This is a genomic window from Actinocatenispora sera, assembly GCF_018324685.1.
GTDB classification, from domain to species: Bacteria; Actinomycetota; Actinomycetes; order Mycobacteriales; family Micromonosporaceae; genus Actinocatenispora; species Actinocatenispora sera.
The window spans coordinates 1,995,411-2,019,345 of record NZ_AP023354.1; the positions used below are offsets into that span (position 1 = coordinate 1,995,411).

The 23,935-nt window shown below is 72.9% G+C and carries 20 protein-coding genes and 1 riboswitch; of the genes, 8 read left to right on the forward strand and 12 right to left on the reverse strand.

The genetic code is table 11. The annotated features are described in order from the left end of the window. Position 1 precedes the first annotated feature (1 nt). The 8 genes from Asera_RS09565 to Asera_RS09600 all read right to left on the reverse strand — a co-directional run bounded on the left by Asera_RS09565 (position 2) and on the right by Asera_RS09600 (position 10,748). A complete protein-coding gene (locus Asera_RS09565; RefSeq protein WP_030446593.1) occupies positions 2 to 2,107 on the reverse strand; it encodes an acyltransferase family protein in 2,106 nt (701 codons plus the stop codon). A gap of 445 nt (positions 2,108 to 2,552) precedes the next feature. Then, positions 2,553 to 4,394, reverse strand: coding sequence for a gamma-glutamyltransferase family protein (locus tag Asera_RS09570; protein ID WP_030446594.1), 1,842 nt, complete (start codon positions 4,392 to 4,394; stop codon positions 2,553 to 2,555). A gap of 11 nt (positions 4,395 to 4,405) precedes the next feature. Continuing rightward, positions 4,406 to 5,389, reverse strand: coding sequence for an ABC transporter ATP-binding protein (locus tag Asera_RS09575; protein WP_030446595.1), 984 nt, complete (start codon positions 5,387 to 5,389; stop codon positions 4,406 to 4,408). After that, positions 5,382 to 6,404: an ABC transporter ATP-binding protein gene (locus Asera_RS09580; protein WP_030446596.1), complete on the reverse strand. Its 1,023-nt coding sequence runs from the start codon at positions 6,402 to 6,404 to the stop codon at positions 5,382 to 5,384. The genes Asera_RS09575 and Asera_RS09580 overlap by 8 nt, the downstream gene beginning before the upstream one ends. Continuing rightward, on the reverse strand, positions 6,401 to 7,291 hold the full coding sequence (locus Asera_RS09585) for an ABC transporter permease (RefSeq protein WP_030446597.1): 891 nt from the start codon (positions 7,289 to 7,291) through the stop codon (positions 6,401 to 6,403). The genes Asera_RS09580 and Asera_RS09585 overlap by 4 nt, the downstream gene beginning before the upstream one ends. Further along, positions 7,284 to 8,243, reverse strand: coding sequence for an ABC transporter permease (locus Asera_RS09590; RefSeq protein ID WP_030446598.1), 960 nt, complete (start codon positions 8,241 to 8,243; stop codon positions 7,284 to 7,286). Before Asera_RS09590 ends, Asera_RS09585 begins: the two co-directional genes overlap by 8 nt. Positions 8,244 to 8,254: 11 nt before the next feature. Continuing rightward, positions 8,255 to 9,865 (reverse strand): ABC transporter substrate-binding protein, encoded by a 1,611-nt coding sequence (locus Asera_RS09595; protein ID WP_051802309.1) that lies wholly within the window; start codon positions 9,863 to 9,865, stop codon positions 8,255 to 8,257. A 172-nt stretch (positions 9,866 to 10,037) separates the two neighbouring features. Continuing rightward, positions 10,038 to 10,748 (reverse strand): GntR family transcriptional regulator, encoded by a 711-nt coding sequence (locus tag Asera_RS09600; RefSeq protein ID WP_169745844.1) that lies wholly within the window; start codon positions 10,746 to 10,748, stop codon positions 10,038 to 10,040. A 99-nt stretch (positions 10,749 to 10,847) separates the two neighbouring features. Continuing rightward, positions 10,848 to 10,994: riboswitch (cobalamin riboswitch) on the forward strand. Positions 10,995 to 11,070: 76 nt separating this feature from the next. Between Asera_RS09600 and Asera_RS09605 the strand changes: the two genes are divergently transcribed. From Asera_RS09605 to Asera_RS09625, 5 genes are all read left to right on the forward strand, one after another. Next, the gene (locus Asera_RS09605) at positions 11,071 to 12,030 is read left to right on the forward strand and encodes an ABC transporter substrate-binding protein (protein ID WP_030446601.1); all 960 of its coding nucleotides are present in this window, start codon (positions 11,071 to 11,073) and stop codon (positions 12,028 to 12,030) included. Further along, entirely contained in the window at positions 11,961 to 13,061 is a 1,101-nt protein-coding gene (locus Asera_RS09610) for a FecCD family ABC transporter permease (protein ID WP_425305975.1), read from the forward strand. The genes Asera_RS09605 and Asera_RS09610 overlap by 70 nt, the downstream gene beginning before the upstream one ends. Positions 13,062 to 13,075: 14 nt before the next feature. After that, the gene (locus Asera_RS09615) at positions 13,076 to 13,879 is read left to right on the forward strand and encodes an ABC transporter ATP-binding protein (protein ID WP_030446603.1); all 804 of its coding nucleotides are present in this window, start codon (positions 13,076 to 13,078) and stop codon (positions 13,877 to 13,879) included. 127 nt (positions 13,880 to 14,006) lie between these two features. Then, positions 14,007 to 14,165 (forward strand): hypothetical protein, encoded by a 159-nt coding sequence (locus Asera_RS09620; RefSeq protein WP_157034839.1) that lies wholly within the window; start codon positions 14,007 to 14,009, stop codon positions 14,163 to 14,165. 76 nt (positions 14,166 to 14,241) lie between these two features. Continuing rightward, positions 14,242 to 15,435 (forward strand): NAD(P)/FAD-dependent oxidoreductase, encoded by a 1,194-nt coding sequence (locus tag Asera_RS09625; RefSeq protein ID WP_084131637.1) that lies wholly within the window; start codon positions 14,242 to 14,244, stop codon positions 15,433 to 15,435. 171 nt (positions 15,436 to 15,606) lie between these two features. On the opposite strand, the gene Asera_RS09630 is transcribed toward Asera_RS09625, so the two are convergent. After that, the gene (locus tag Asera_RS09630) at positions 15,607 to 17,715 is read right to left on the reverse strand and encodes a HelD family protein (RefSeq protein WP_030446605.1); all 2,109 of its coding nucleotides are present in this window, start codon (positions 17,713 to 17,715) and stop codon (positions 15,607 to 15,609) included. Positions 17,716 to 18,129: 414 nt separating this feature from the next. Here Asera_RS09630 and Asera_RS09635 point away from each other — a divergent pair, with 414 nt between their 5' ends. Then, on the forward strand, positions 18,130 to 18,765 hold the full coding sequence (locus Asera_RS09635; protein ID WP_051802312.1) for an ArsR/SmtB family transcription factor: 636 nt from the start codon (positions 18,130 to 18,132) through the stop codon (positions 18,763 to 18,765). Here the strand turns inward: Asera_RS09635 and Asera_RS09640 are convergent. From Asera_RS09640 to Asera_RS09650, 3 genes are all read right to left on the reverse strand, one after another. Further along, on the reverse strand, positions 18,752 to 19,255 hold the full coding sequence (locus Asera_RS09640; protein ID WP_030446607.1) for an NUDIX hydrolase: 504 nt from the start codon (positions 19,253 to 19,255) through the stop codon (positions 18,752 to 18,754). The genes Asera_RS09635 and Asera_RS09640 overlap by 14 nt on opposite strands. Before the next feature lie 95 nt (positions 19,256 to 19,350). Further along, positions 19,351 to 20,175, reverse strand: a complete 825-nt coding sequence (locus Asera_RS09645; protein ID WP_030446608.1) for a transglutaminase-like domain-containing protein — start codon at positions 20,173 to 20,175, stop codon at positions 19,351 to 19,353. 176 nt (positions 20,176 to 20,351) lie between these two features. Next, positions 20,352 to 21,395, reverse strand: coding sequence for a S66 family peptidase (locus Asera_RS09650; protein WP_030446609.1), 1,044 nt, complete (start codon positions 21,393 to 21,395; stop codon positions 20,352 to 20,354). 101 nt (positions 21,396 to 21,496) lie between these two features. Between Asera_RS09650 and Asera_RS09655 the strand changes: the two genes are divergently transcribed. Further along, positions 21,497 to 22,750, forward strand: a complete 1,254-nt coding sequence (locus tag Asera_RS09655) for an MFS transporter (protein ID WP_051802313.1) — start codon at positions 21,497 to 21,499, stop codon at positions 22,748 to 22,750. Between the two features lie 283 nt (positions 22,751 to 23,033). After that, on the forward strand, positions 23,034 to 23,885 hold the full coding sequence (locus Asera_RS09660) for a menaquinone biosynthetic enzyme MqnA/MqnD family protein (protein ID WP_030446611.1): 852 nt from the start codon (positions 23,034 to 23,036) through the stop codon (positions 23,883 to 23,885). Positions 23,886 to 23,935 lie beyond the last annotated feature (50 nt).

Consider the following 23,935-nt stretch of genomic DNA (forward strand, 5'->3'; position numbering starts at 1 on the left):
TTCAGGTCACCGTGGGGAGTTGGTGGGACAGCCAGGTGGTGAGGGTGCGGACGTAGGTGGCGGTCAGGTGCGCGTCGTTGCGGTAGACGAGCACGTTGCCGATCACCGCCGGACAGGTACCGTCCCGGCACAGCATCGGCGCCACGTCGATCAGCCGCACGCCGGGCACCGCGTCGGCGGCTTCGGCGTTGACCGGTTCGAAGTCCAGCGCCGTGCTCTCCGAGAAGGCGCACTTGGTCAGGTCGCGCATCGACTTGGACACGCAGGAGGGGATGTCGTCCGGTGGCCGCGGGTTGTCGTGCATGACCACGACCTTGGCGCCGGTGTCGCGCAGCTCGTCCAGCGTCTTGACGTACCCGTCGCGCAGCGCGTCGGCGCTGGCGTCACCGGTGAGCCGGTGACCGTCCTCGATCACCGACTCGGTGGCGAGGTTGCCGGTCACGACCAGCGCCGGATGTTCGGCGCTGATTCGCTTCAGCGCGGCGTCCCGGAAGTCGTCACACTCGGAGTACTCCCGCTTGAACTGGTAGTTGTAGGTGCTGACCTGCGCGGGGGTGCAGGCCGCCTTGCCGAGCGCGATCAGCCGCCAGCCGCGGTGCTTGGCGATCTTGTCCATCGCCGCGAAGTACTGCAGCGCGTGCGAATCGCCGTACAGCACGACCGTGGTGTCGCCGTGCGGGTCGCCGTACACGCAGTCACCCGGGGTGCGGGTTTCCTTCTGCCGCACCAGGCAGTGGTCGTCCTGCGCCTGGCCGTCGTCCTGCACCGCCTTGTCCGGTACCGGGGCGAGCGCGCGGGCGGTGCGCTGCGGTCCGTCGCTGTGCTTCAGCGCCTTCGCGCCGATCGCGTGCTGCGGTGAGGCCAACGGCACCGTCGGCACCGCGACCAACGCACCGACCCCGACCAGCACGGACACCGCGGTGCAGGCGAGCCCGAGCGGCAGCGCGCGACGCGGCCGGGCGAGCGACCTGGCGTGCCGCAGCCGGTCCTCGACCAGGTGGTGGCTGATCGCGGCGGGGATGCCGGACAGCAGGACCACGACCGCGAGCTGGGACGACGGCAGATCGCCCAACCAGGCGGTGACCAGCGCGATCGCCGGCCAGTGCCAGAGGTACCAGGAGTAGGAGATGCGGCCGACGTAGCGCACCGGCGGCAGCGACAGCAGCCGTCCCGGCGCCGTGTCGACGACCGCCGTGCCGGCGGCGATGACCGCGACGGTACCGAGCACCGGTAGCAGCGCGGTGGTGCCGGGGAACGGGGTGTCGTCGCTGTACCCGACGATGGCGATCGCGATGGCGGCCAGGCCGAGCACCGCGGCCGGCGTGGCGAACCGCCGTACCCGGGCGAACGCGGCGGGCGGGACCAGCGCGAGCAGCCCGCCGGCGGCGAGTTCCCAACCGCGGGTCAGGGTGGAGAAGTACGCGGCGCCGGCGGCGTCGGCGACCTGCGCCACCGCGTAGGCGAACGAGGCGGCGGCGAGCGTCCCGAGCGCCACCACCAGTCGGGGCCGCAACGCGACGTGCCGGTACCGGCACCACAGCGCGACGGCGATGACCACGACCGGCCACACCAGGTAGAACTGTTCCTCGACGGCGAGCGACCAGAAGTGCTGCACCGGGCTCGCGTCCGCGCCGAGCGCGGAGTAGTCGACGGACTGGCCGGCCAGCCGCCAGTTGACGACGTACAGCCCGGCCGTGATCACGTCGACGAACACCGACTTGCCGCCCACCGGCGACAGCACCCACCAGGATGCCACGACCACGGCCACCAGTACCGGGACGGTCAGCGGCAGCAACCGCTTGGCACGCCGGGCATAGAACGACGCCGCCGACACCGTGCCGCGCCGTTCCGCCTCCCGTACCAGCATTCCGGTGATGAGGAAACCGGAGATGACGAAGAACACGTCGACGCCGACGTAGCCGCCGCCGAGCCGGGCGATGCCGGCGTGGTAGCCCAGTACGGCCAGCACGGCGACCGCGCGCAGACCCTCGACGTCCGGACGGAACCGGTGCGGTTGGGCCGGTTTCGGCGACGCCGCCGGCTCGCGGGCGGGCGCTGGCGCGGCGGCGGATCGGTCGTCGCTGATCGATGTCTGCTGGACGTCCATGCCTCTCCGGTATCAACGCGGGATGTGTGCCGACTGGGCACTGCCTGGCGACGCCTCGTGCAGTGCGAGATGCCACTCAGGTGCGCAGGACGCGCAGGAATCCGCGGGGGTACGGAGCGGAAAGCGAGGGAAACCGCATGGCTGCGGTCATACCCGCGGCGCCGCGTTCGCATGCCTCGGGCGCCAGCGGTATCGGTCACATCGGGCAGCGCGGACGGTCAGGCGTCATGCACGTACGCCGACGTGGCGCGCGCCGCAGGACCAGGCAGAACGCGCGCCGCACGACCAGGCAGACCACGGCGCGTGTCACCACGATGGGCGCCACCGGCCGCGACGGCCAGCAGGCACGGGTCGACCCGTGCCGCCACGCGGCGGCCCGGGTCGACCGAGAGTAGCCGGCGCCGACGGGTGGGCTACACCCGATGTGCGGTCACCGGAGGCGCGGTCAGCGGCCCACGGCGTACCCCTGGGCGCCGCGCGGGTTGGCGGCGGCACGCAGGAAGCCGGTACCGGGCCAGTCGGCGTCCCGGGCGACCGCGGACAGCCGGCCGAGCGACCACGGCGGCTGCGTCTCGACCTGGTGGCCGCGGCGGCGCAGCTCGGCGACCGTCGCCGGGTCCATCCGGTCCTCGACCAGCAGCACGTTGGGCCGGCTGCCGCGCGGGTAGAACGACGACGGGAAGTGCATCGAGTGGAACATCGGTGCGTCGATCGCCTCCTGCAGGTTCAGCCCACCGTGCACGAGCGAGAGGAAGAAGTTGACGCTCCACTGGTCCTGCTGGTCGCCGCCGGGCGTACCGAAGGCGAGCCACGGGCGCCCGTTGCGGGTCGCGAACGACGGCGACAGCGTGGTCCGCGGCCGCGCGCCGGGACGCAGCGTGCCCGGCAGGCCGTCCTGCAGCCAGAACATCTGCCCCCGGGTACCGAGGCAGAAGCCGAGCGACGGGATCGTCGGCGAGGACTGCAACCAGCCGCCGCTGGGTGTCGCCGACACCATGTTGCCCCAGCGGTCCACCACGTCCAGATGGCAGGTGTCGCCGTTGACCCGACCGTTCGCGCCGGTCTGCGCCTCGCCCGGTTCGGGCGCGTCGGCCGCCGGCATCGCCACGGTGGGTTCGCCGACACCGCCGACCACGCCGGACGCCGCGGTCGCGACGATCGGCTCCGGGTAGACCGGCAGACGCGGGGTGCGCCCGGCCGGGCTGCCCGGCCGCAGCTCGCCGTTGGCCGCGGGCCCGATCAGGCCGCGCCGCGCCGCGTTGTACTCCTTGCTCAGCAGTGCGGTGAGCGGCACGTCGGCGAACCGCGGGTCGCCGTACCAGGCTTCCCGGTCGGCGAACGCGAGCTTGGCCGACTCGGTCACCGTGTGCACGAACTCGGCCGGTGACGCCGCATCCAGGTCGAACCCGGACAGCAGCGCCAGCTGCTGCAGGAACACCGGCCCCTGGCCCCAGCTGTCGGTCTTGAACACGGTGTGGTCGCGGTAGTCGACGCTGGCCGGCTCCTCCACCGTGGCCCGCCAACCGGCCAGGTCGTCGCCGGTGAGCAGGCCGGAGTGCTCGTTGCCGGAGGTGTCGCGCCAGCCGCGGCCGGCGCAGAACTCGGAGACCGCCTCGGCCACGAACCCGGAGTACCAGGCGGACCGGGCCGCCTCGATCTCTCGCTCCCGCCCCGGGCCGTGCGCCTCCGCCTCGTCGACGACCCGCCGGTACGTGGCGGCCAGCACCGGGTTCGCGAACCGGCCGCCGGCGACCGGTACCGCACCGTCGGGCAGCCAGGTGGCGGCCGAGGTCGGCCAGTCGGCCCGGAACATCGGCGCGACGGTCTCGATCGTGTTCGCGATCCGCTCGATGACGGGGATGCCGTGCTCGGCGTAGAAGATCGCCGGCTCGAGCACGTCGCGCAGCCGCCAGGTGCCCCAGCGTTCCAGCATCAGTAGCCAACCGCCGAACGCGCCGGGCACCGTCGCCGGCAGCAGCCCGGTACCGGGCATCAGGTCGACGCCGAGGCCGCGAACCGCGTCGACGGTCGCCGCGGCCGGGGCCACGCCCTGCCCGCACACCACCGACACCTTCTGCTCGGCCTCCGGCCAGACCAGCGCCGGTACCTCGCCGCCGGGGCCGTTCAGGTGCGGTTCGACGACCTGCAGCACGAAGCCGGCGGTGACGGCGGCGTCGAACGCGTTGCCGCCGCGCTCCAGCACGCTCATCCCGGCGGCCGAAGCCAACCAGTGCGTGCTGGCCACCATGCCGTGATCGCCGGACAACTCGGGCCGGGTGGTGAACATCGATGTCCTCTCTACTGCGCGAGGGTCGGGACCGAGTCCTCGGTCACCAGGTGGCAGGCCACCGGGTGCTCGGGGGCGCGGACCGGCGTCAGGCTCGGCACCACGGTGGCGCACCGGTCGATCGCCACCGGGCAGCGGGTGTGGAACCGGCAGCCGGACGGCGGGGTCAACGGCGACGGTACGTCGCCGGACAGCACCACCCGGCGCCGGCCGCGCTGCGCCGCCGGATCCGGTACCGGTGCCGCGGACAGCAGCGCCTTCGTGTACGGATGCTGCGGGTCGGTGAAGATCTGCTCGCGCGGACCGGATTCGACCACGGTGCCCAGATACATCACCGCGATCCGGTCGGCGAGGAACTCGACCACCGACAGGTCGTGCGTGATGAACAGGCAGGAGAACCCCATGTCCCGCTGCAGGTCGGTGAGCAGGTTGAGCACCGAGGCCTGCACCGACACGTCCAGCGCGCTGACCGGCTCGTCCGCGACCACCAGCTTCGGCTCGCACACCAGCGCGCGGGCCAGACCGACCCGCTGGCGCTGACCGCCGGACAGCTCGTGCGGGTACCGGTGCCGCATCTGGGCGCGCAGCCCGACCCGCTCCAGCATCTCGCAGACCTTCTCGGTGGCCGCCCGGCCGGACGCGATCCCGTGCTGCCGCAACGGCTCCGCGACGATCTGGCCGATGGAGAACCGCGGGTTGAGCGACGAGTACGGGTCCTGGAAGACGATGTGCACGTCCCGGCGCAGCGGCCGCATGCCCCGGCGGGACAGGTGGGTGATGTCGGTACCGTCGAACACGATCCGGCCCGAGGTGGGTTCGGTCAGCCGCAGGATGCACTTGCCGACGGTGGACTTGCCGGAGCCGGACTCGCCGACCAGGCCCAGCACCTCGCCGGGGCCGATGGACAGCGAGACGCCGTCCACCGCGTGGACCGTCCGGCCGCGGCCGGACGGGTAGTGCTTGACCAGGTCGGTGACGGTGAGCAGGTCAGGCATCGACGGCCTCCACAGTGGACATTCCGGGATGGAAGCAGGCGGCGAGATGAGCGTCCGCCCCACCCTGGCGATCGAGCGTCGGGCGGGCGGCGGTGCAGTCGTCGACGGCGATCGGGCAGCGCGGCGCGAACGGGCACTCGTCCGGATCGGCGTACGGGGCGGGCACCATGCCGGGGATCTCCCGCAGCCGGCGCCGGTCCGTACCGTCCAGGCGGGCGGCGCTGGGCAGCGCGCCGAGCAGGCCGCGGGTGTAGGGGTGCAGCGGCCGGGCGAACAGCTCGGTCACGTTGGCCTGCTCGACGATGCGGCCCGCGTACATCACGGCGACCCGGTCGGCGATGTCCGCCACCACCCCGAGATCGTGCGTGATCAGTACGATCGCGGTACCGAGGCGGTCCCGCAGCGAGCGGAACACGTCGAGCACGCCGGCCTGGATCGTCACGTCCAGCGCGGTGGTCGGCTCGTCCGCGATCAGGATCCGCGGCTCGCAGGCGACCGCGATCGCGATCATCACCCGCTGCCGCATCCCGCCGGACAGCTGGTGCGGGTACTCCCGGAGCCGGCCGGCCGGGTCCGGGATGCCGACCAGTTCCAGCAGCTCGACGGCGCGGGCGCGGGCGGCGCGGCGGGACAGCTTCTCGTGCCGGTGCAGCACCTCGGTGATCTGGAAGCCGACCGTGAAGGACGGGTTGAGCGAGGTCATCGGCTCCTGGAACACCACCGAGACGTCCGAGCCGCGCAGCGCGCGCAGCTCCGATCCGCTCAGCCGCACCAGATCCCGGCCGTCCAGCCGTACCGAGCCGGTCACCTGCGCGGTGGGCGGCAGCAGCCGCGGTACCGACATCGCGGTCACCGACTTGCCCGAGCCCGACTCGCCGCACAGCGCCAGGATCTCGCCCGGCGCCAGGGTCAGCGAGACCCCCTTGACCGCCTGGACCAGCCCGTCCTCGGTGCCGAACGAGACGTGCAGGTCCTCCACCGCGAGCAGCGGTGCGGCACGTTCCTCATCAGTCATCGGGCGCTCCTGGGGTCGATCACGTCGCGAAGGCCGTCGCCGAGCAGGTTGAACCCGAGCGTGGTGACCGCGATCATCACGCCCGGCCACACCGCGAGCCACGGTGCCTGGGACAGGAACTGCTGTGCGGTGGTCAGCATGACGCCCCAGGACGGGGTCGGCGGCTGCACACCGAGGCCGAGGAACGACAGCGTCGCCTCGCCGATGATCGCGGCCGGAATCGCCACCGTCGCCTGCACGATCAGCGCGTTGGCGGCGTTCGGCAGCACGTACCGGAACAGGATCGTGGCGTCGTTCGCGCCGTCGGCGATCGCGCCGGCGACGAAGTCCTGCTCGCGTACCGACAGCACCTCGCCGCGGGTGATCCGGACGATCGCCGGGATCTGCGAGATGCCGAGCGCGAACACCACGTTGCGCAGCGACGGTCCGAGGATCGCCGCCAGGCCGACCGCGAACACCAGGAACGGGAAGGACAGCACGACGTCGACGGCGCGCATCACCACCGAGTCGAGGTAGCGCCGGTAGAACCCGGCGACCAGCCCGATCGGGATGCCGATCACCATCGCCAGCGCCGTGGACAGCACCCCGGCCTCGAGCGAAACCCTTGCGCCGGACGCGATCCGGGCCAGCTGGTCGCGGCCGAGATCGTCGGTACCGAGCAGGTGTGCGCCGGACGGCGCGCCGAGCACGTCGTCGAAGTGCACCGCGGTCGGGTCGCCGAACAGCGCCGGACCGAGCAGCGCCAGCAACACGAACAGTACGACGAGGATCAGCCCGGCCAGCGACATCGGCTTGCGGTAGAACCGGCGCCACATCCGCCGCCAGCGGTCCGACCGGCCGGCCACGGCGACCGCCGCGGGTGCCGGGGTGGTGAGCACGTCAGCCATTGGTCGCTCCCGCCAGCCGGATCCGCGGATTCAGCGCCGCATAGGCGACGTCGACGAGCAGGTTGACCACGATGTACCCGACGACGGTCACCAGCACGACCGCCTCGATCACCGGATAGTTACGGGTCAGCACCGCGTCGACGGTCAGCTTGCCGAAGCCGGGGATGACGAAGATCTGTTCGGTCACCACCGCGCCGGAGATCAGGCCGCCCAGTTGCAGGCCCAGTACGGTGACGACGGTGGTGAGGCTGTTGCGCAGCGCGTGCACGCCCACGACCCGCGGCCCGGACAGCCCCTTGGACCGCGCGGTACGCACGTAGTCGGCGGACAGCGCGCCGAGCATCGCCGACCGGGTCTGGCGCATCAACACCGCGGCGAAGCCGGTACCGAGCACCAGCGCCGGCAGGATCATCCGTTCCAGGTTCTGCGCCGGGTTCTCGGTGAACGGCACGTAGCCGGAGGCCGGCAGCCAGCGCAGCTTCACCGCGAACAGCAGGATCGCGAGCAGCCCCAGCCAGAAGTGCGGTACCGACAGCCCGAGCAGGCCGAAGCCGGTCGCGGTGTAGTCGGAGAACTTCCCCCGCCGGGCCGCCGCGATCGTGCCGAACAGCACGCCGACGACGATGGCCACGAGCATCGCGAGGATCGCAAGCTCCAGCGTCACCGGGATCCGGTTCGCCAGGATCTGGCTGACCGGCAGTTTGTCCTGTGTGGACGTACCGAGGTTGCCGGTGACCAGGTGCTTGAGATAGTCGAGGTACTGCACCGGCAACGACTTGTCCAGCCCGTACTCCGCCCGGATCGACTTGATCACCTGCGGTGTCGGGTTCTCGCCGGCCAGCACCACGGCCGGGTCACCGGGCAGCGCGCGGACGCCGAGGAACACCACGACGCTCGCGATCAGCACCACGATCACGGCCGCGCCGAGGCGGCGCAGCAGATACCAACCCATTGTCCTGCCACCTACTTCGCATAGCCCGCGGTCTCGAACCGCGGAATGCCGTCGGAGTAGTACCGGATGCCCGCCACGTTCGCCGAGGTGCCGAGGAAGTAGCGCTCGTGGTACAGGTAGATGATTCCGTTGAGCTCGTGCTGGCGCGCGATCACCGTGCTGTACAAGGCGCGTCGCTTCGCGGTGTCGGTGGTCGCGGCCGCGGCGTGCACGCCGTTGTCGATGACCGGATCGTGCAGCCCGCTGTAGTTGTTCGAGCCGCCGGAGGTGATCAGGTCGTTGATGTCACCGTCCGGGTCGACCCGGCCGGACCAGCCGACCTGGATGGTGTCGAACTTGCCCTCCCGGGCCTGGTTGAGCGTGGTGACGAACTCGCCCGGTACCACCTTGACGGCGAAGCCGGCCTCCTTGGCCATCGCCTGGATGACCTGTCCGAGCCGCTCGGAGACCGGATCGGCGGTCAGCGACAGCGTCACCGGAACCGGAGTCTTGACCCCCGACTGCTTGACCAGCCGGCGCGCCTTGGCCAGGTCACGCTTCGGGCAGGTCGCCTTCGGGTCGCGGTACGGGGAGTTCTTCGGCAGCGGTGAGCAGTCCGGGTCGTACAGGCCGTTGAAGACCACCCGGTTGATCACGTCCCGGTCCAGTGACAGGCCGAACGCCTGGCGCAGCTCGGGATGCTGGGCGAGCGGCGTGTCGACCTTGCCGGGTTTCTTGTCGGTGCCGTGCACGTTCGACGTGTTGATCGTGATGCCCTGGTAGCTGATGCCGCCGCCGGGCAGGATCTTCAGGCTCTTGTCCGCCGACAGGGTGCCGACGTCCGAGGTCGCCAGCCGCTCCGCGACCTGGATGTCACCGGACTGCAGGTTCGCCGACCGGACGTTCGCGTCGGTGACGATCTTGTAGATCAGCTTGTCCAGCTTCACCTTGGCCTTGCCGTAGTAGTACGGCGACTTCTTCAGCACGATCTGGCTGCCGGAGGTGCGGCTGACGAACGAGAACGGGCCGACGCACTGCGGGTGCGCGCCGAAGTTCTTGCCGTACTTGCGCAGCGCCGCCGGCGACATGATCATCCCGGCCCGGTCCGCCAGTTGCGCGGCGAGCGGGGCGAACGGGCGGCTCAGGTGCAGCCGTACCGTGTGGTCGTCGACCACGTCGACCGACTTGACGGCGCCGAGCTCGCTCTTGCGCGACGAGGTCGGCAGCGTCAGGTCACGCACCAGGGTGGTGCGCACCGCCTGCGCGTCCATGGTGGTGCCGTCGTTGAACTTCAGCCCTTGCCGCAGCGCGATCGTGGCGGTGCGGTCGTGGTCGGAGAGCTTGGGCAGTGCCGCGGCGAGCTGCGGGACGATCTTCAGGTTCTCGTCCACGTCGTAGAGCTTCTGGCACATGCTGGCGAACACCTCGCGGGCGACGAAGGTGTTCGCGGTGGTCGGGTCGAGCGCGTCGGGATCCTGGGACAGTGCGACGGTGAGCGTGCCGCCGTCGCGCACCGGTCGGGCGTCGAACGGCGCCGATCCGGTGAGTTGCCTGCCGACGCTGGTCTCGGTGCCCGAGCAGGCCGCCGCCGTCAACAGCAGCGGGACGACCGCCAGCGCGGCCATCAGCCGACGGGTACGCATGGGGGACTCCTCGAACCTCGGGGGTGTGCCGCGCCACTCAGTCGCCGCGCAACGGCTTCTGTATACAGGATCCAAGCGGAGCCACCAGGATCTTCCTACTATGTGAACCCTGTGGAAGCGCTTGGTGAGCGCGACGACACCCAGCGTTGAGCGAACGAGGGGTGTGGCGGGATCAGCTGGCCGGCTCGGACCGGGCGGCCACGGGCCGGGCGGCCACGGGATGGACGACCCCGGACTGCGCCGCCACGTGCGCCAGGTAGGAGTGGCGCGCCGCGGCCACGTGTGCGACCGAGAGCGACTGCGCGGACTCCTCGTCACCGGCCGCGATCGCCGCGTAGATCCGCTCGTGCTCGGTCAGCGACTCACCGGCCCGGGTGTACGCGGTCTGCAGGAACACCCACTGAGCGCGGCGCAGCAGCGGCCCCACCAGCTGGTGCAGGTGCTCGTTGCCGGAGGCGGCGGCCACCTCGGTGTGGAACCGGGTGTTCAGATCGGCGACCGCGCCGACCTGGTCGGCGTCGCGCTGATCGTCCAGCACGCTGCGCAGCCGGGCCAGCGCAGCCCCGTCCCGCCGCCGGGCCGCGAGCCGCGCGGCCAGCCCCTCCAGCGCCATCCGGATGTCGAACAGCTCCTCGGCGTGCGCCGGCCGCGGCCGGGCGACCGCAGCGCCGCGCCGCGGCGCCACCTCGACCAGCCCCTCGGTGGCGAGCACCCGGATCGCCTCGCGGACCGGGTTGCGGGACACGCCGAGGTCCTCCGCCAGCCGGTCCTCGACCAGCCGTTCCCCCGGGGGCAGCAACCCGGTCAGGATCCGCTGCCGGATCTCGTCGGTGACCAGATCGCGCAGCGGGAGGTGGGACGAACCCAGCGTGTGCTCGGACATGATCTGCATACGGTATGCAATCCGCGCCACGATTGCTCGCGCGGCCCGCTATCTGGACACCCGCAGCCGTCGCCCGTCACCAGGGCGCCATGGCGGGGAGCACGGTTTCAGGAGTGCGCTACCGTCTTGGCGGACCGTGTCGCAGCGAAGCCGGTGGGAACCCGGCGCTGTCCCGCAACTGTGATGACCGGCCCCGATCCCGGGGGCGGTACGAGCCAGGTCGCCTGCCGCACGGATCGCGTACTGCGCTTGCGAGGAACGGGCGCCCCGCAGACAGCTCCCCTGTCGGCGACAGCCGTTCTTCGACCGACAGGAGGTAGAGATGAGAGCTTCGTTGCGCCGGGTGGCCCCGGCGCTGGTGGCGCTGACCGCGACGACGGTCGTGCTGGCCGGTTGCGGTTCGTCCGGTTCCGGCGACAAGGGCACGTCCGGCGCCTCGGCCTCGGCCGGTGCCGGCTCGTTCCCGGTCACGGTCAAGGGCACCGCCGGCAGCGTCACCGTCGACGCGCGGCCGACCCACATCGTGTCGCTGTCCCCGACCACCACCGAGATGCTGTACTCGATCGGCGCCGGTGGCCAGGTCAAGGCCGTCGACGACCAGTCGGACTACCCGGCGAAGGCGCCCCGCACCAAGCTGTCCGGGTTCAAGCCGAACGTCGAGGCGATCGCCGGGTACGACCCGGACCTGGTGGTGCTGTCGTACAGCTCCGGTGACGTGGTGAAGAGCCTGCAGAAGCTGAAGATCCCGGTGTACGTGGCCGCCGCCGCGACCACGCTCGACGACAGCTACCGCGAGATCACCGACCTCGGCCGGCTGACCGGGCACACCGACGGCGCGGCGAGCACCGTGCGGAAGATGAAGTCCGGCATCGCCAAGGCCGAGCAGGGCCTGCCGAAGCCCGGCACGAAGCTCAGCTACTACTACGAGCTGGATCCGCAACTGCACACCGCGACCAGCAAGACGTTCGTCGGGTCGCTGCTGACCCCGCTCGGGCTGACCAACGTTGCGGACAAGGCGGACAAGGGCCACACCGGCTACCCGCAGCTGTCCAAGGAGTACCTGATCGAGGCGAACCCCGACCTGGTCTTCCTGGCCGACACCAAGTGCTGCGCGGCATCGGCCGCCGCCGTCGCCAAGCGGCCCGGTTGGAGCACGCTGACCGCGGTCAAGGACAAGCACGTGTACGGGCTGAACGACGACGTCGCGTCCCGCTGGGGCCCGCGCGTCGTGCAGCTGGTGCAGGCCGCCGCCAACGCCGTCCGGGCGGTACCGGCGACGTGACCAGCCGGCTGCGGCTGCGCTGGGTGGCCGTCGGGGTTGCCGCGGTGCTGGTGGCGCTGGTCGCCGGCCTCGCGTTCGGCCCGGTGTCGCTGTCGCCGGTCGACGTGGTCACCGATCTGGTGCACCACCTGACCGGCGGTGCGGTGCCGACCGGGCTGTCCGCTCGCGACGACGCCATCCTGACCCAGCTGCGGCTGCCCCGGGTCGTGCTCGGGCTGCTGGTCGGCGCGCTGCTCGCGCTGTCCGGCGGCTGCTACCAGGGGGTGTTCCGCAACCCGCTGGCCGACCCGTACCTGCTCGGCGTGGCGGCCGGGGCCGGCCTCGGCGCCACCACGGTCATCGTGCTGCGGCCGGGCTCGTCGGTGACCGCGCCGCTGCTGATCCCGCTCGCCGCGTTCGTCGGCGCGCTGGCCGCGGTCGCCGGTACCTACCTGCTCGGCGCGGCCGGCTCCCGGTTCCGGTCGACGGTGACGCTGATCCTCGCCGGGGTCGCGATCGCGGCGTTCTGCACCGCGATCCAGACCTACCTGTTGCAGGCGCACAGCGACACGATCCAGGAGGTGTACTCCTGGCTGCTCGGCCAGCTCACCACCTCCGGCTGGCACGAGGTGCTGATGCTGCTGCCGTACGCGGTGGTCACCTCGGTGGTGGTGCTGTCCCAGCGGCGCGCGCTGGACGTGCTCAGCGTCGGCGACGAGGAGGCGGCGAGCCTCGGCCTGCACCCGCAGCGGGTCCGGATGATCCTGGTACTCGCCGCGACGCTCGGTACCGCTGCCGCGGTGGCGGTGTCCGGCCTGATCGGCTTCGTCGGCATCATCGTGCCGCACGCGGTACGGCTGATCGCCGGGTCGAGCTACCGGATCATCCTGCCGCTGTCGCTGCTGTTCGGCGCCGCGTTCCTGGCGCTCGCCGACCTGCTCGCCCGTACCGTGCAGGCGCCGGCGGAGATCCCGATCGGCGTGGTGACGGCGTTCTTCGGTGCCCCGTTCTTCATCGTCGTGCTGCGCACCACCAGGCGGGTGGGCCCGTGACCACCGGCGAGGTGATGGTGTCCGCCCGCGGCGTGGGCGTCCGGATCGGTGCCGCGACGTTGCTGTCCGATGTGGACATCGACGTCGCCGCCGGCGAGTGGCTGACCATCATCGGGCCCAACGGGGCCGGCAAGTCCACCCTGCTGCGGGTGCTGGCCGGGCTGCTGCCGGCGACCGGCGAGGTACGGATCGGCGGCAGCCCGGTGACCGCGCTGCGCCGCCGCGAGCGGGCGCGGCAGATCGCCCTCGTCGCCCAGGACCCGGTGGTACCGCCGGGCATGTCGGTGTTCGACTACGCGATGCTCGGCCGCACCCCGTACATCCCGCCGCTGGCCGCCGAGAGCGCCGCCGACCTGGCCGCGGTGCGCGACGTGCTGGCCCGCCTCGACCTCACCGGGCTGACCGACCGCGAGCTGTCCACGCTGTCCGGCGGCGAGCGCCAGCGGGTCTTCCTGGCCCGCGCGCTCGCCCAGGGCGCCCGGCTGCTGCTGCTCGACGAACCGACCAGCGCGCTGGACATCGGCCACCAGCAGGACGTGCTGGAGCTCGTCGACGAACTGCGCGCCACCGGGCCGGCGGACGATCCGCTCACCGTCGTCGCCACCATGCACGACCTGTCCGTCGCCGGCGAGTACGCCGACCGCATCCTGCTGCTCGCCGGCGGGCGCCGGGTGGCGCTCGGCGCACCGGCCGAGGTGCTCACCGAGGATCTGCTCGCCACCCACTACCGGGCCCGGGTCCGGGTCGTCGACGGCGACCACGGCCCCCTGGTCGTCCCGGTCCGCCGCACGCCACGGAACCGAGGCGCGGCGGGCTGAGCTGCGGGTACGTGCGCGGCATCACGGCGGGCAGGCAAAACCGGGCGCTGGCACGAAACGTGGATTCGGACAGGCCGTTGCCGTCCCACCCTGGGGGATACCGGATGAACGATGAGCGAGGTGCACGATGACCGCCACGATGACCAACACCACGAACCGGACCCGTACCACGCGACTCGCGCCGGCGGTGCCGCACCAGCGTGGGGGCGGCGGCCGCACCGAGCCGAACCCGTACGTCTCGCGGCGGCGGATCGAGTTCTCCGCGGGCGGCTTCGTCTGGCGCTGAGCCGCCGCGTCACGTTTCGTTCCGCCGTCTCGTCCGAGGGGTGAAGCCTTCTTCGACGAAGGGACGAGGGGGAACGATGACAACTCAGGTGGCCGTTGTCGGTGCCGGTTACGCGGGGCTCGCGGCGGCGAGCCGGCTGGCCCGCCGTACCCATGGTCGGGACGTGCGGATCCAACTGATCAACGCCGGGCCCGACTTCGTGGAGCGCATCCGGCTGCACCAGGTCGCCGCCGGCACCGGTACCGCCCGGCACCCACTCCGGGAGCTGCTGTCCGGCACCGACGTGTCGGTACGGGTCGGCACCGTCGAGGCGATCGACCTCGCCGCCGGGACGCTGCGGATGTCCGACGGCGGTCCGGTCGGCTACGACACCCTGGTGTACGCCCTGGGCAGTCACACCCGCACCGATGTCGTGCCGGGTGTCGCCGAGCACGCGTACACGCTGGACGGGCCGGTCGCCGATCGGCTCGCCGCTCGGCTGCGCGAACTGGACGGCCGCACCGGCACCGTGGTGGTGTGCGGCGGCGGCCTCACCGGGATCGAGGCGGCGACCGAGATCGCCGAGGCGTACCCGCAGCTCGCCGTGACGTTGGTGACCCGCGGCCGGCTCGCGCACGACGTGTCCGCCCGGGCCGAGCGCTACATCCGCCGGTCCCTGGACACGCTCGGCGTGCGGGTGCGGGAGGACACGGCGGTCGCCGCGGTCGAGCCCGGCGCGGTGACGCTCGGCGACGGCGGCACGCTACCGGCCGATGTCGCCGTGTGGTGCGGATCGTTCGTCGCCTCGCGGATCGCCGCGGACGCCGGCCTCGGCACGACCGAACTCGGCCGGATCACGGTCGACTCGACCCTGCGCGCGCCCGGCCACCCCGAGGTGTACGCGATCGGCGACGCCGCCGCGATCACGATGCCGTGGGGGGTGCCGCGGATGTCCTGCCAGGCCGGCCTGCCGACCGGGCTGTACGTGGGTGACGCGGTCGCCGCGCAGCTGTCCGGGCGCACCCCGAGGCCGTACCAGTTCCGGTTCTGGGATCTGTGCATCAGCCTGGGGCGCCGCCGGGGCATCATGCAGGCGGTGCGCCCGAGTGACCGGTCCACCGAACTGTTGTTCTCCGGTCGGTCCGGCGCGGCGCTCAAGGACATGATCTGCCGCAGCGCCCTGTGGGGGGCGAGCCGGGGCAACGCATCCGCCCGGATGCTCTACCCGTTCGCGCACGCCGCCCGTACCCCGGCCGCGGCGCTGGCGGACGCCGCCGAGCTCTGCGCCTGACCTCCCGCGGCGGATCGCCGGGGTTGCCCACCGGACCGGCCGCCGTCGGCGCACGACGCCGTGCCGGAGCCCGGTGGGCCCCGGCACGGCGTCCGGCCGCGTCGAGGGCCCACCGGGGCGGCATCCGGCCCGCGCCTGCGATCGCGCGCGGTGGCCGGGTGCGGTGCCCGGTCAGCCGACGAGCTCGGCGGGCAGGTCGGCGGAGTGCAGCACCACCAGCCGGGACACCGCTCGGGTGAGCACCACGTACAGCCGGTGCAGTCCGCGCGGTTCGGCGGCCACGATGTCGGCCGGCTCCAGCACGATGACGTGGTCGTACTCCAGGCCCTTCGCCAGTGTCGCGGGCACCAGCACCACCCGCTCCGCCGCCGCCAGATCGTCCACTGTGGAGTGTGGAATCCCGGCGGCGGCGAGCGCGAGGCCGCATGCCTCGATCGCCGCATCGGGCGCGATCACGCCGATCGAGCCCTCCTCGGCGAGCGCGTCGCGCACCGCGCCGGGCAGCTCTTCATCCACTGTGGACATTCGGCGCAGCCGCAGCGAGCCGTCGGCGCGCAGCGAGGTCGCCGCCGGTACCGCCACGTCCAGCGCCGGCACCAACCGGTTCGCGAGGTCGAGCACCGCGCCCGGCACCCGGAAGCCGGTGGTCAGCGCGGTCACCTCGGCGTCCGGCTTGCCCAGGTGGGCAAGGGAATCCGGCCAGCGGCGGGCCGCCCACGGGGTGGTGCCCTGGGCCAGGTCGCCGAGCACCGTGATCGAGCCGTGCTCGCTGCGTCGCGCCACCGCCCGGCACTGCATCGGCGACAGGTCCTGCGCCTCGTCCACCACCACGTGCCCGTAGCTGCCGACCCGGTCGATCAGCCCGGCCGCCTCGTCGATCAGCACGTTGTCCGCGGCGGTCAGCTTCGCCGCCTTCGGCGCCCGGTCCAGCCGGGCCGTGCGCAGCGGTCGCGGCCAGGCGATCGCGTCCTGCTCGGCGTCGGTGAGGATGCCGTCCGCCGCGGCCGCGAGCAGCGCCCGGTCGCCGAGCAGCGCCACCACCAGTCCGATCGGGTCGACCGCCGGCCAGCAGGTGTCCAGGAACTCGCGAACCGGGGCCGACCTGCCGACCCGGCGCAGCCAGGTGTCGCCGGGCGACTCGCCGCGCGCCTCGGCCTGCCGGCGCAGCCCGCTCGCCACCCGGGCCCGCACCCGCTCCCGGCCCGTCGCGTACGGCAGGCCCTCCCGCCGGGCGTCGTCCACGATGCGGCGCAGCGCCTCCGCGGACAGCCGCCACCGGGCCGACCCGTCCGACACCGCCAGCGACTCGGTCGGCTTGACCAGCTGCCCGTACAGCGCGCGGCGCACCACCCGCGCCATCCGCACGTCGTGCTTGACCGCGGCCGCCGCCGGCGCATCGACGGCCCGGACCGGCGCGTGCGCCACCAGCGCATCCACCGCGTACTGGTCGACGCCGACCTCGCCGAGCGCCGGCAGCACCGCGGCGATGTAGCCGAGGAACGCCGCGTTCGGCCCGACCACCAGCACGCCGGAGCGGCGCAGCTGCTCGCGGTGGTGGTACAGCAGGAACGCGGCACGGTGCAGCCCGACCGCGGTCTTCCCGGTACCGGGTGCGCCCTGCACGCACAGCGAGGTGGCCAGCTCGGCCCGGACCAGATCGTCCTGCTCGGGTTGGATGGTGGAGACGATGTCGCGCATCGGGCCCACGCGCGGACGCTCGATCTCGCTGGTCAGGATGCGGCTCGCGGTGCCGAGTTCCTCACCTTCGGTCAGGTGCTCGTCCTCGAACCCGGTCAGCGCGCCGGCCGCGAACCCGTACCGCCGGCGGCGCGCCACGCCCATCGGCTGCCGCGCGCTGGCCTGGTAGTACGCCCGGGAGACCGGGGCGCGCCAGTCGATCACCAGCGGCTCGCCCGAGTCGTCCACCACGTGCCGGCGGCCGATGTGGAAGCTCGCCCCGGCGTTGTCGGCGTGCTCGGTGTCGACCACGTCGAGGTCCGGGTACCCGGCCGCGGCGGCTTCGGCGGCATGGTCGGCGTGGTCGAGCCGGCCGAAGAACAGCGGGGTGTCCGGATCGTCGGCCAGCTCGGCGATGCGCTGGGCCAGCGCCCGGCCGAGCGACTCGGCGGCGAACGGGTCGCCGCCGACCCCGTCGCCGGTGCGGTACAGCCCCTCGGCGCGCTCGCGCATCCGGCGCAGCGCGGCCCGGGAGGAGGTCAGGTGGTGCCGCTCGGCGGCAAGCTCCGCGTCGAGGGCAGGGTCGGTCTTCTGCACGGTCATGTCGCCTCACGTCACGTCGGCGGTGGTCCGGTCGGCGGCGGCGCACTGCTCGCCGCGATCCCTGGCGGAGGCCACCGAGCCGGGAGCCGGCTCGTCCTTCGCCGCCCGGCGCTCCGAGGCGTGTCCTGGGTCGGGGGAGGCGCTGGCGCCTCTCACCGCGACCCGGCGCGGGCGCCGCTGCTGTGCGCGGCGCGGTCGGTGCCGTTCAACGGGGCGCGCCACCACGGCGCGCGAATCCGAAAGCCTAGCGTGCCGGCGCCGGTCCGTCACCTGCCTTTTCGTCGCGCGTCACCCCGGCCGCCGTGCATCGCACCGCCGTTCGCGCCGCGAGCGCGGACGGCTCGGCCCCGCCGCGGCCGCCGGCGGTACGCGGCCCGTACCGGTTCGGTCGGTTCGACGCGCAATGATGGGACCGTGAGCGGTGACAGCGACGGCAACGACCCCACCAGCACCGGAACGATATCGGACAAACCGAACCTGACCGACCCGCGGGCGATCCGGGCGCTGGCGCACCCCGCCCGGTTGGCGATCCTGGAGTACCTGGGCGACCGTGAGTCGGCGACCGCCACCGAATGCGCCGACATCGTCGGCCTGTCGCCCAGCGCGACCAGCTACCACCTGCGCGAACTCGCCAAGTACGGCCTGGTCCAGGAGGCGCCCGGCACCGATCGCCGGGAACGCCGGTGGCGCTCCTCGGGCGGCTGGCGGGTCGGCGACGACGCCGGTACCGACCCGGCCGCGCGCGCCGCGACGCAGTTGCTCGCGCCGCTGGTCCTGGCCCGCGGGGACGAGCAGGCCAGGAGGTTCTTCGACGCGACCCCGCATGCCGACCCGGCGTGGTGGGACGCGGCCAACTTCAGCGAGTCGCGGATGCGGCTGACCCTGGACGAGCTCCGCGAGCTGACCGCCGCGTGCGTGGAGCTGGTCGAGTCGTTCGCCAAGCGGTACCCGCGCAAGGAGCGCGCCGGCCGCTCCGACACCCGGGACGTGCTGCTGGAGGTGCGCGCCTTCCCGCTGCCGACGCCGGACGAGCGGCCTACGGATACCTGATCCGCACGGTGTCGAGCGCCTCGCCCGGCGGGACGAACCACGGCGGGCCCTCGCGCAGCGCGGTGTCGATCCGCAGCCGGGTGAACGGGTGGATGTCCGGCAGCGCGTCCGGCTCGAACCATCGCACGTCGAGCGTCTCGTCCTCGTCGCGCCGGGCGTCGCCGCCGATCGCCCGGCAGCGGAACCAGACGTTGAGGTACTCGCACCTGTCGCCGTTCGGGTACTCGGCCGGGTGCATCGCCAGCCCGGCGAGTCGTTCGATCTCGGCGATCACCCCGGTCTCCTCCTCGATCTCGCGCAGCGCCGCGGCGGCCGGCTGCTCGCCGGGGTCGATCCCGCCGGCCGGCAGCGCCCAGGTGCCGGTGTCGCTGCGCTGTTCCAGCAGGATGCGGCCGGCGTCGTCGTGCACCACCGCCGCCGCGCTCGGCACCAGCAACAGGTCGTGCCCGACCACGGCGCGCAACCTGCCCAAGTACTCCGAAATCGCCATCCGGCGATCCTAGGAGCCGTCTCGGTCCCGGGCGCGGCCCGGTAGCGGAGAGCGCGCCGATGCCGTCGAACGATCCGCTGCGCCCCGGGCCGGTCTCACGCGGGCCGGTGTTCGGTGGGTACGGCGAGGTCGGCGGTGCGGTAGCAGGCGATGACGGCGGCGGGGCTGCCGTCGGCGGTCGCCGCGGCGACCCGGTCGAGCACCTCGTCGTAGTCGGCGCCGGTCTCGCCCGCGTACGAGGCGGCCATCCGGCCCCACTCGTCCCACGGCAGCATCTCGTACCCCGCGAGCGCGGCCAGGTCGCGGACCGCGTTGCCGCGGATCTCCGCCGGCCCCCAGTTGTCCGCGTACCCGGGCACGCCGAAGTGCTGCGCGTCGATCTCGCCCGCGCGGTACCGCTGCCACGCCTCGCCGCCGGTCAGGAACAGGCCGGGGGCGAGATCCTCGGGTGCCTCGGCGACGTCGGTACCGAGCACCTCGGGGTCGAGCCGGACGAAGCGGTCACCGTTCCAGTACTCGAGCAGCCAGTGGTCCAGGCCGCGGCCGGGCTGGAAGTAGGTAGCGAAGCCGCACCGGGCGCGGGCCGGGACCCCGGCGTGCCGGAGCAGGGCGGTGGCCAGTACGGCGAAGTGCCGGCAGGTGCCGACCACCCGCGCGGTGGCCGGCCGCGGTGCGGTGAGCGGCCGCGGGTCGAGCCCGGCGAGCACCCGGAGCAGGTCGGCGGCCGGCCGGATGTCCTTCTCCGCCAACCGGTCGTCCGCGACCCCGGCCCTGCTCGCGTCGGCCGGCTGGATCACCAGCCCGTGCGCCACCGCGCAGAGCGCGACCGGGTCGGCCGGCAGCCCGTCGAGCAGCGCGGCGGGCGCGGCCGCCAGCGTGGTGATCGGCCCTGCCTGCCGGTAGTGCGCCAGCTCGTCCATCGCCGCCTCCGTCGATCGTGCTCCCGCGGCGACGCTACCGAGCTGCCCTGACAGCCCCTGTCAGTCGGCAGCAACCCGTCCGCGCCGTGCCCTGCCGGCGCGGACGGGGTGCCGGCGGCGGACGGTGTTCGTGCCCTGCCGGCGGCGGACGGCGCTCGGCGACGGTCGGGCGCGGGTCAGTAGGTGACGGTGATGCGGTGGGCGGGGCCGTCGACGCGGGCCCGGCCGCCGATCGGGATAACCTGCTGCGGGTCGGTGTGCCCGAGATCGACGTCGAACACGATCATGGCGTCCGGCGCGTACTCGCCGAACGCGCGCAGCACCGCTTCGCGCTGCTCGGCTCGGTACCGGACGCGGCCGTCGGGGTCGAGCGGCTGTTCGAACGACCACGCCTTCGGCCGCCCCATCAGTACGGCCGGGAACTGCCGCAGCAGCCCGCGCTCGCCCATGCAGCGCAGGATCCGGTAGACCTCCTCGGCCCGGGGCATCTCCTCCGAGGTCTCCAGCATCAGCACGCTGCCGGCATAGCTGTCGGCCGGCTCGATCTCCCGGTTGGCCATCAGCAGCCAGGACAGGATCTCCAGGTTGCCGCCCCACACCGGGCCGTCGACCACCCGGTCGCCGCGGTGCCAGTACCAGCCGGTGGCCGGTTCGGTGGCCGGCTCCGACTCGAACGTGCGCGGGTCCTCCCACCGCGAGTTGACCTCGGTGAACGTGGTCGTCTCGGCCAGCTCGTACGGGCCGGTGTCGAACAGTGCGGCCCGCAGGCTGGCGGCGGTGAGCGGGTGCAGCGCGCCGGGCCGGCCGAGCTCGACCATCACCGAGCCGCCGTGGTAGCCGACGATGCCGAGGTTGCGCAGCAGGAGCAGCAGGTTGGTGTTGTCGCTGTAGCCGAAGAACGGCTTCGGGTTGGCCGCGAGCAGGTCCCGGTCCAGGTGCGACAGCACGGTGAGCTGGTCGTCGCCGCCGATGCTGGCGAACACCGCGGCGATCTCCGGGTCGGCGAACGCGGCGTGCAGGTCGGCGGCCCGTTCCTGCGGGCTCGACCCCATCTTCCGGCTCGCCGGGTACTCGACGACCCGCAGCCCGAAGTCGTCCCGGAGCCGCTGCAAGCCCAGCTCGTACGGGGCGGGGAACAGCCCGGGCAGCCCGGACGCGGGGGAGAGCACCGCGACGGCGTCGCCGGGGCGCGGTTTCGGAGGACTGACGCACTCGGACATGCCGGGACGGTAGCCGCCGGCCGGCCCGGTCCAGTACCGATTTCCAGCCAACGCCACCCCAGGGCTTGCGTGGATCGAGTATGAAGGATTATTTTCGAAATATGTCCTTCACGTCTTCGGAACGACGCGAGCTCGCCATCGTCGCCGGGTGCACCGCGGTCACCTTCGCCGGCGACTTCATGGCCGACACCTCCCTGGTGCTGACCCTCCAGGACAACGGCGCCGCCGGGTACGCGGTCGCCGCGCTGCTGGTCGCCGGCGTCGCCCCGGCCGTCCTGCTGGCCCCGCTCGCCGGACGCCTCGTCGACCGCTTCCGGAGCAGGACGCTGCTGGTCACGGTCGGCGCGGTCCAGGCGGTGCTGTGCGTCGCCCTCGCGTACGTACGGCAGCCCGCGCTGATCATCGGGCTGATGGCGGTGGTCGCGGGCGGTCTCGCGATCACCGGTCCGGCGCTCGGCGCGATCGTCCCGCGCGCCATCCACCGGGACCGCATCCCGCAGGCTCAGGCCGCCGTGCAGACCGTCCGCGGGATCGGCATCCTCGCCGGGCCGGCCATCGCCGGCATCCTGGTCGGCCGGTTCGGCCAGACGATCCCGCTGCTCATCGACGCCACCAGCTTCCTCGCGGTGATGGCCGCAGGGCTGCTGCTGCGCACCGCGCACGGCGGTGCACCGCTGCGCCGCGACGCAAGTACCGGCCGGGTGCGCGGCGGCCTGTCGCTGGTGCGGGCGGACCGCCTGCTGACCATCGCTCTCGTCCTGATCGCGGTCGGTATCACCGCCGTGTCCTGCGACAACGTCGGCGAGGTCTACCTGGTCCGGGAGACCCTGCACGGCAGCTCCAGCGCGTACGGGCTGCTCAGCGCGCTGTGGTCGGCGGCCGCGATCGCCGGCGGCTGGCTGCTCGGCAAGCGCGCCCCGGACGACCGCGGGGTGGTACGGCTGCTGCTCGTGCTGCTCGGCATCTTCGGGCTCGTCATGCTCGGCCTCGCGAGCGCCCCGACGGTGCCCTGGCTGATCCCCGTCTACGTGGTCGGCGGCCTCGCCAACGGCGGCCTCAACCTGGCCATCGGCGTACTGCTGGGTCGGCGGGTCCGGCCGGACGAGCGCGGCCGGGTCGGCGCCACCTTCAACGGCTTCATCAACAGCGGCACGCTGATCGGCTACGCCGCCGGCGGCGGGCTGCTCTCGCTGGTCAGCCCGCGCATCCTGTTCACCGGTAGCGGCCTGCTCTCCCTCGCGGTGATCGGCGTCCTGGCGGTACCGGTGCTGCGTGGCCTGCGCCGCGCCCCGGCGACCATCACCGGCGACGACGCCGTACCGACGGCCCCGCTGGCCGAACCCGCGGCGAGCTGATCAAGGTTCCGGCGAGCTGATCAAGGGCTCAGCGAGCTGATCATGGACCCGGCGACCTGATCAAGAGCCCGGCGAGATGATCAAGAGCTGAACGAACTGATCAAGGGCCCGGCGAGCTGATCACGGGCCCGGTGGGTCGGTCGAGGATCCGACGGGTCGGGCGAGGGACAGGTTCGGGTCGGGCGAGGGATGTCCGTCCCGCTCGGTTGATCGACGCCTCGTGGCCGGCGCGGGCACGGGGTGGCGGGTGGGAGACGGCGGTCACGCGGCTAGTGTTCGAGCGGTGAGCGTGCTGCGGCGGCCCCGGGTGGGGCACATCGAGTTCCTCAACTGCCTGCCCATCTACTGGGGGCTGATGCGCTCCGGCACGCTGGCCGACGTCGACCTGACGAAGGCGCCGCCGGACGTGCTGAACGACCAGCTGGTGGCCGGGGAGCTGGACATCGCACCGATCAGCCTGGTCGAGTTCCTGCGGCACGCCGACGACCTGCTGGTGCTCCGCGACATCGCGGTGACCAGCGACGGGCCGGTGCTGTCGGTCAACATCGTGCACAAGCGGCCGCTCGCCGAGCTGGACGGGCGCCGGGTCGCGCTCGGCTCCACCAGCCGCACCGGCGTCCTGCTGGCGCAGCTGCTGCTGGCGGAGCGGTACGGGGTGCGGCCGGAGTACGTGCGCGGCGCGCCGGACCTCGACGTACTGCTGGCCGACGCGGACGCCGCCGTGGTGATCGGCGACGTGGCGCTGCGCGCGATGTACGAGGGAGACCACGACGGGCTGACCGTCACCGATCTCGGCTCGGCCTGGAAGGACTGGACCGGGCTGCCGATGGTGTTCGCGGTGTGGGCGGCCCGGCGCGACTACGCCGCCGCCAACCCGGGCCTGGTCAAGGACGTGCACCAGGCGTTCCTGCGGTCCACCGCGCTGGCCCGGACGGAACTGGACGCGGTCGTCGACTCCGCGGTCCGCTGGGAACCGTTCGACAAGGCGATCCTGGCCCGCTACTACCAGGCGCTGGAGTTCGACCTGAGCGACCGGAAGGTGGCCGGGCTGCGGGAGTTCGCCCGCCGGGCCGCCGCTGCCGGGGCCGTGCCCGCGCTGCCCGCCGACGGCCCCACCTTCTTCGCCGACGCCTGACCCGCAGCTACTCCGACCGCTGCTCGCTGGGCGAAAGATCCCGGAGCGGC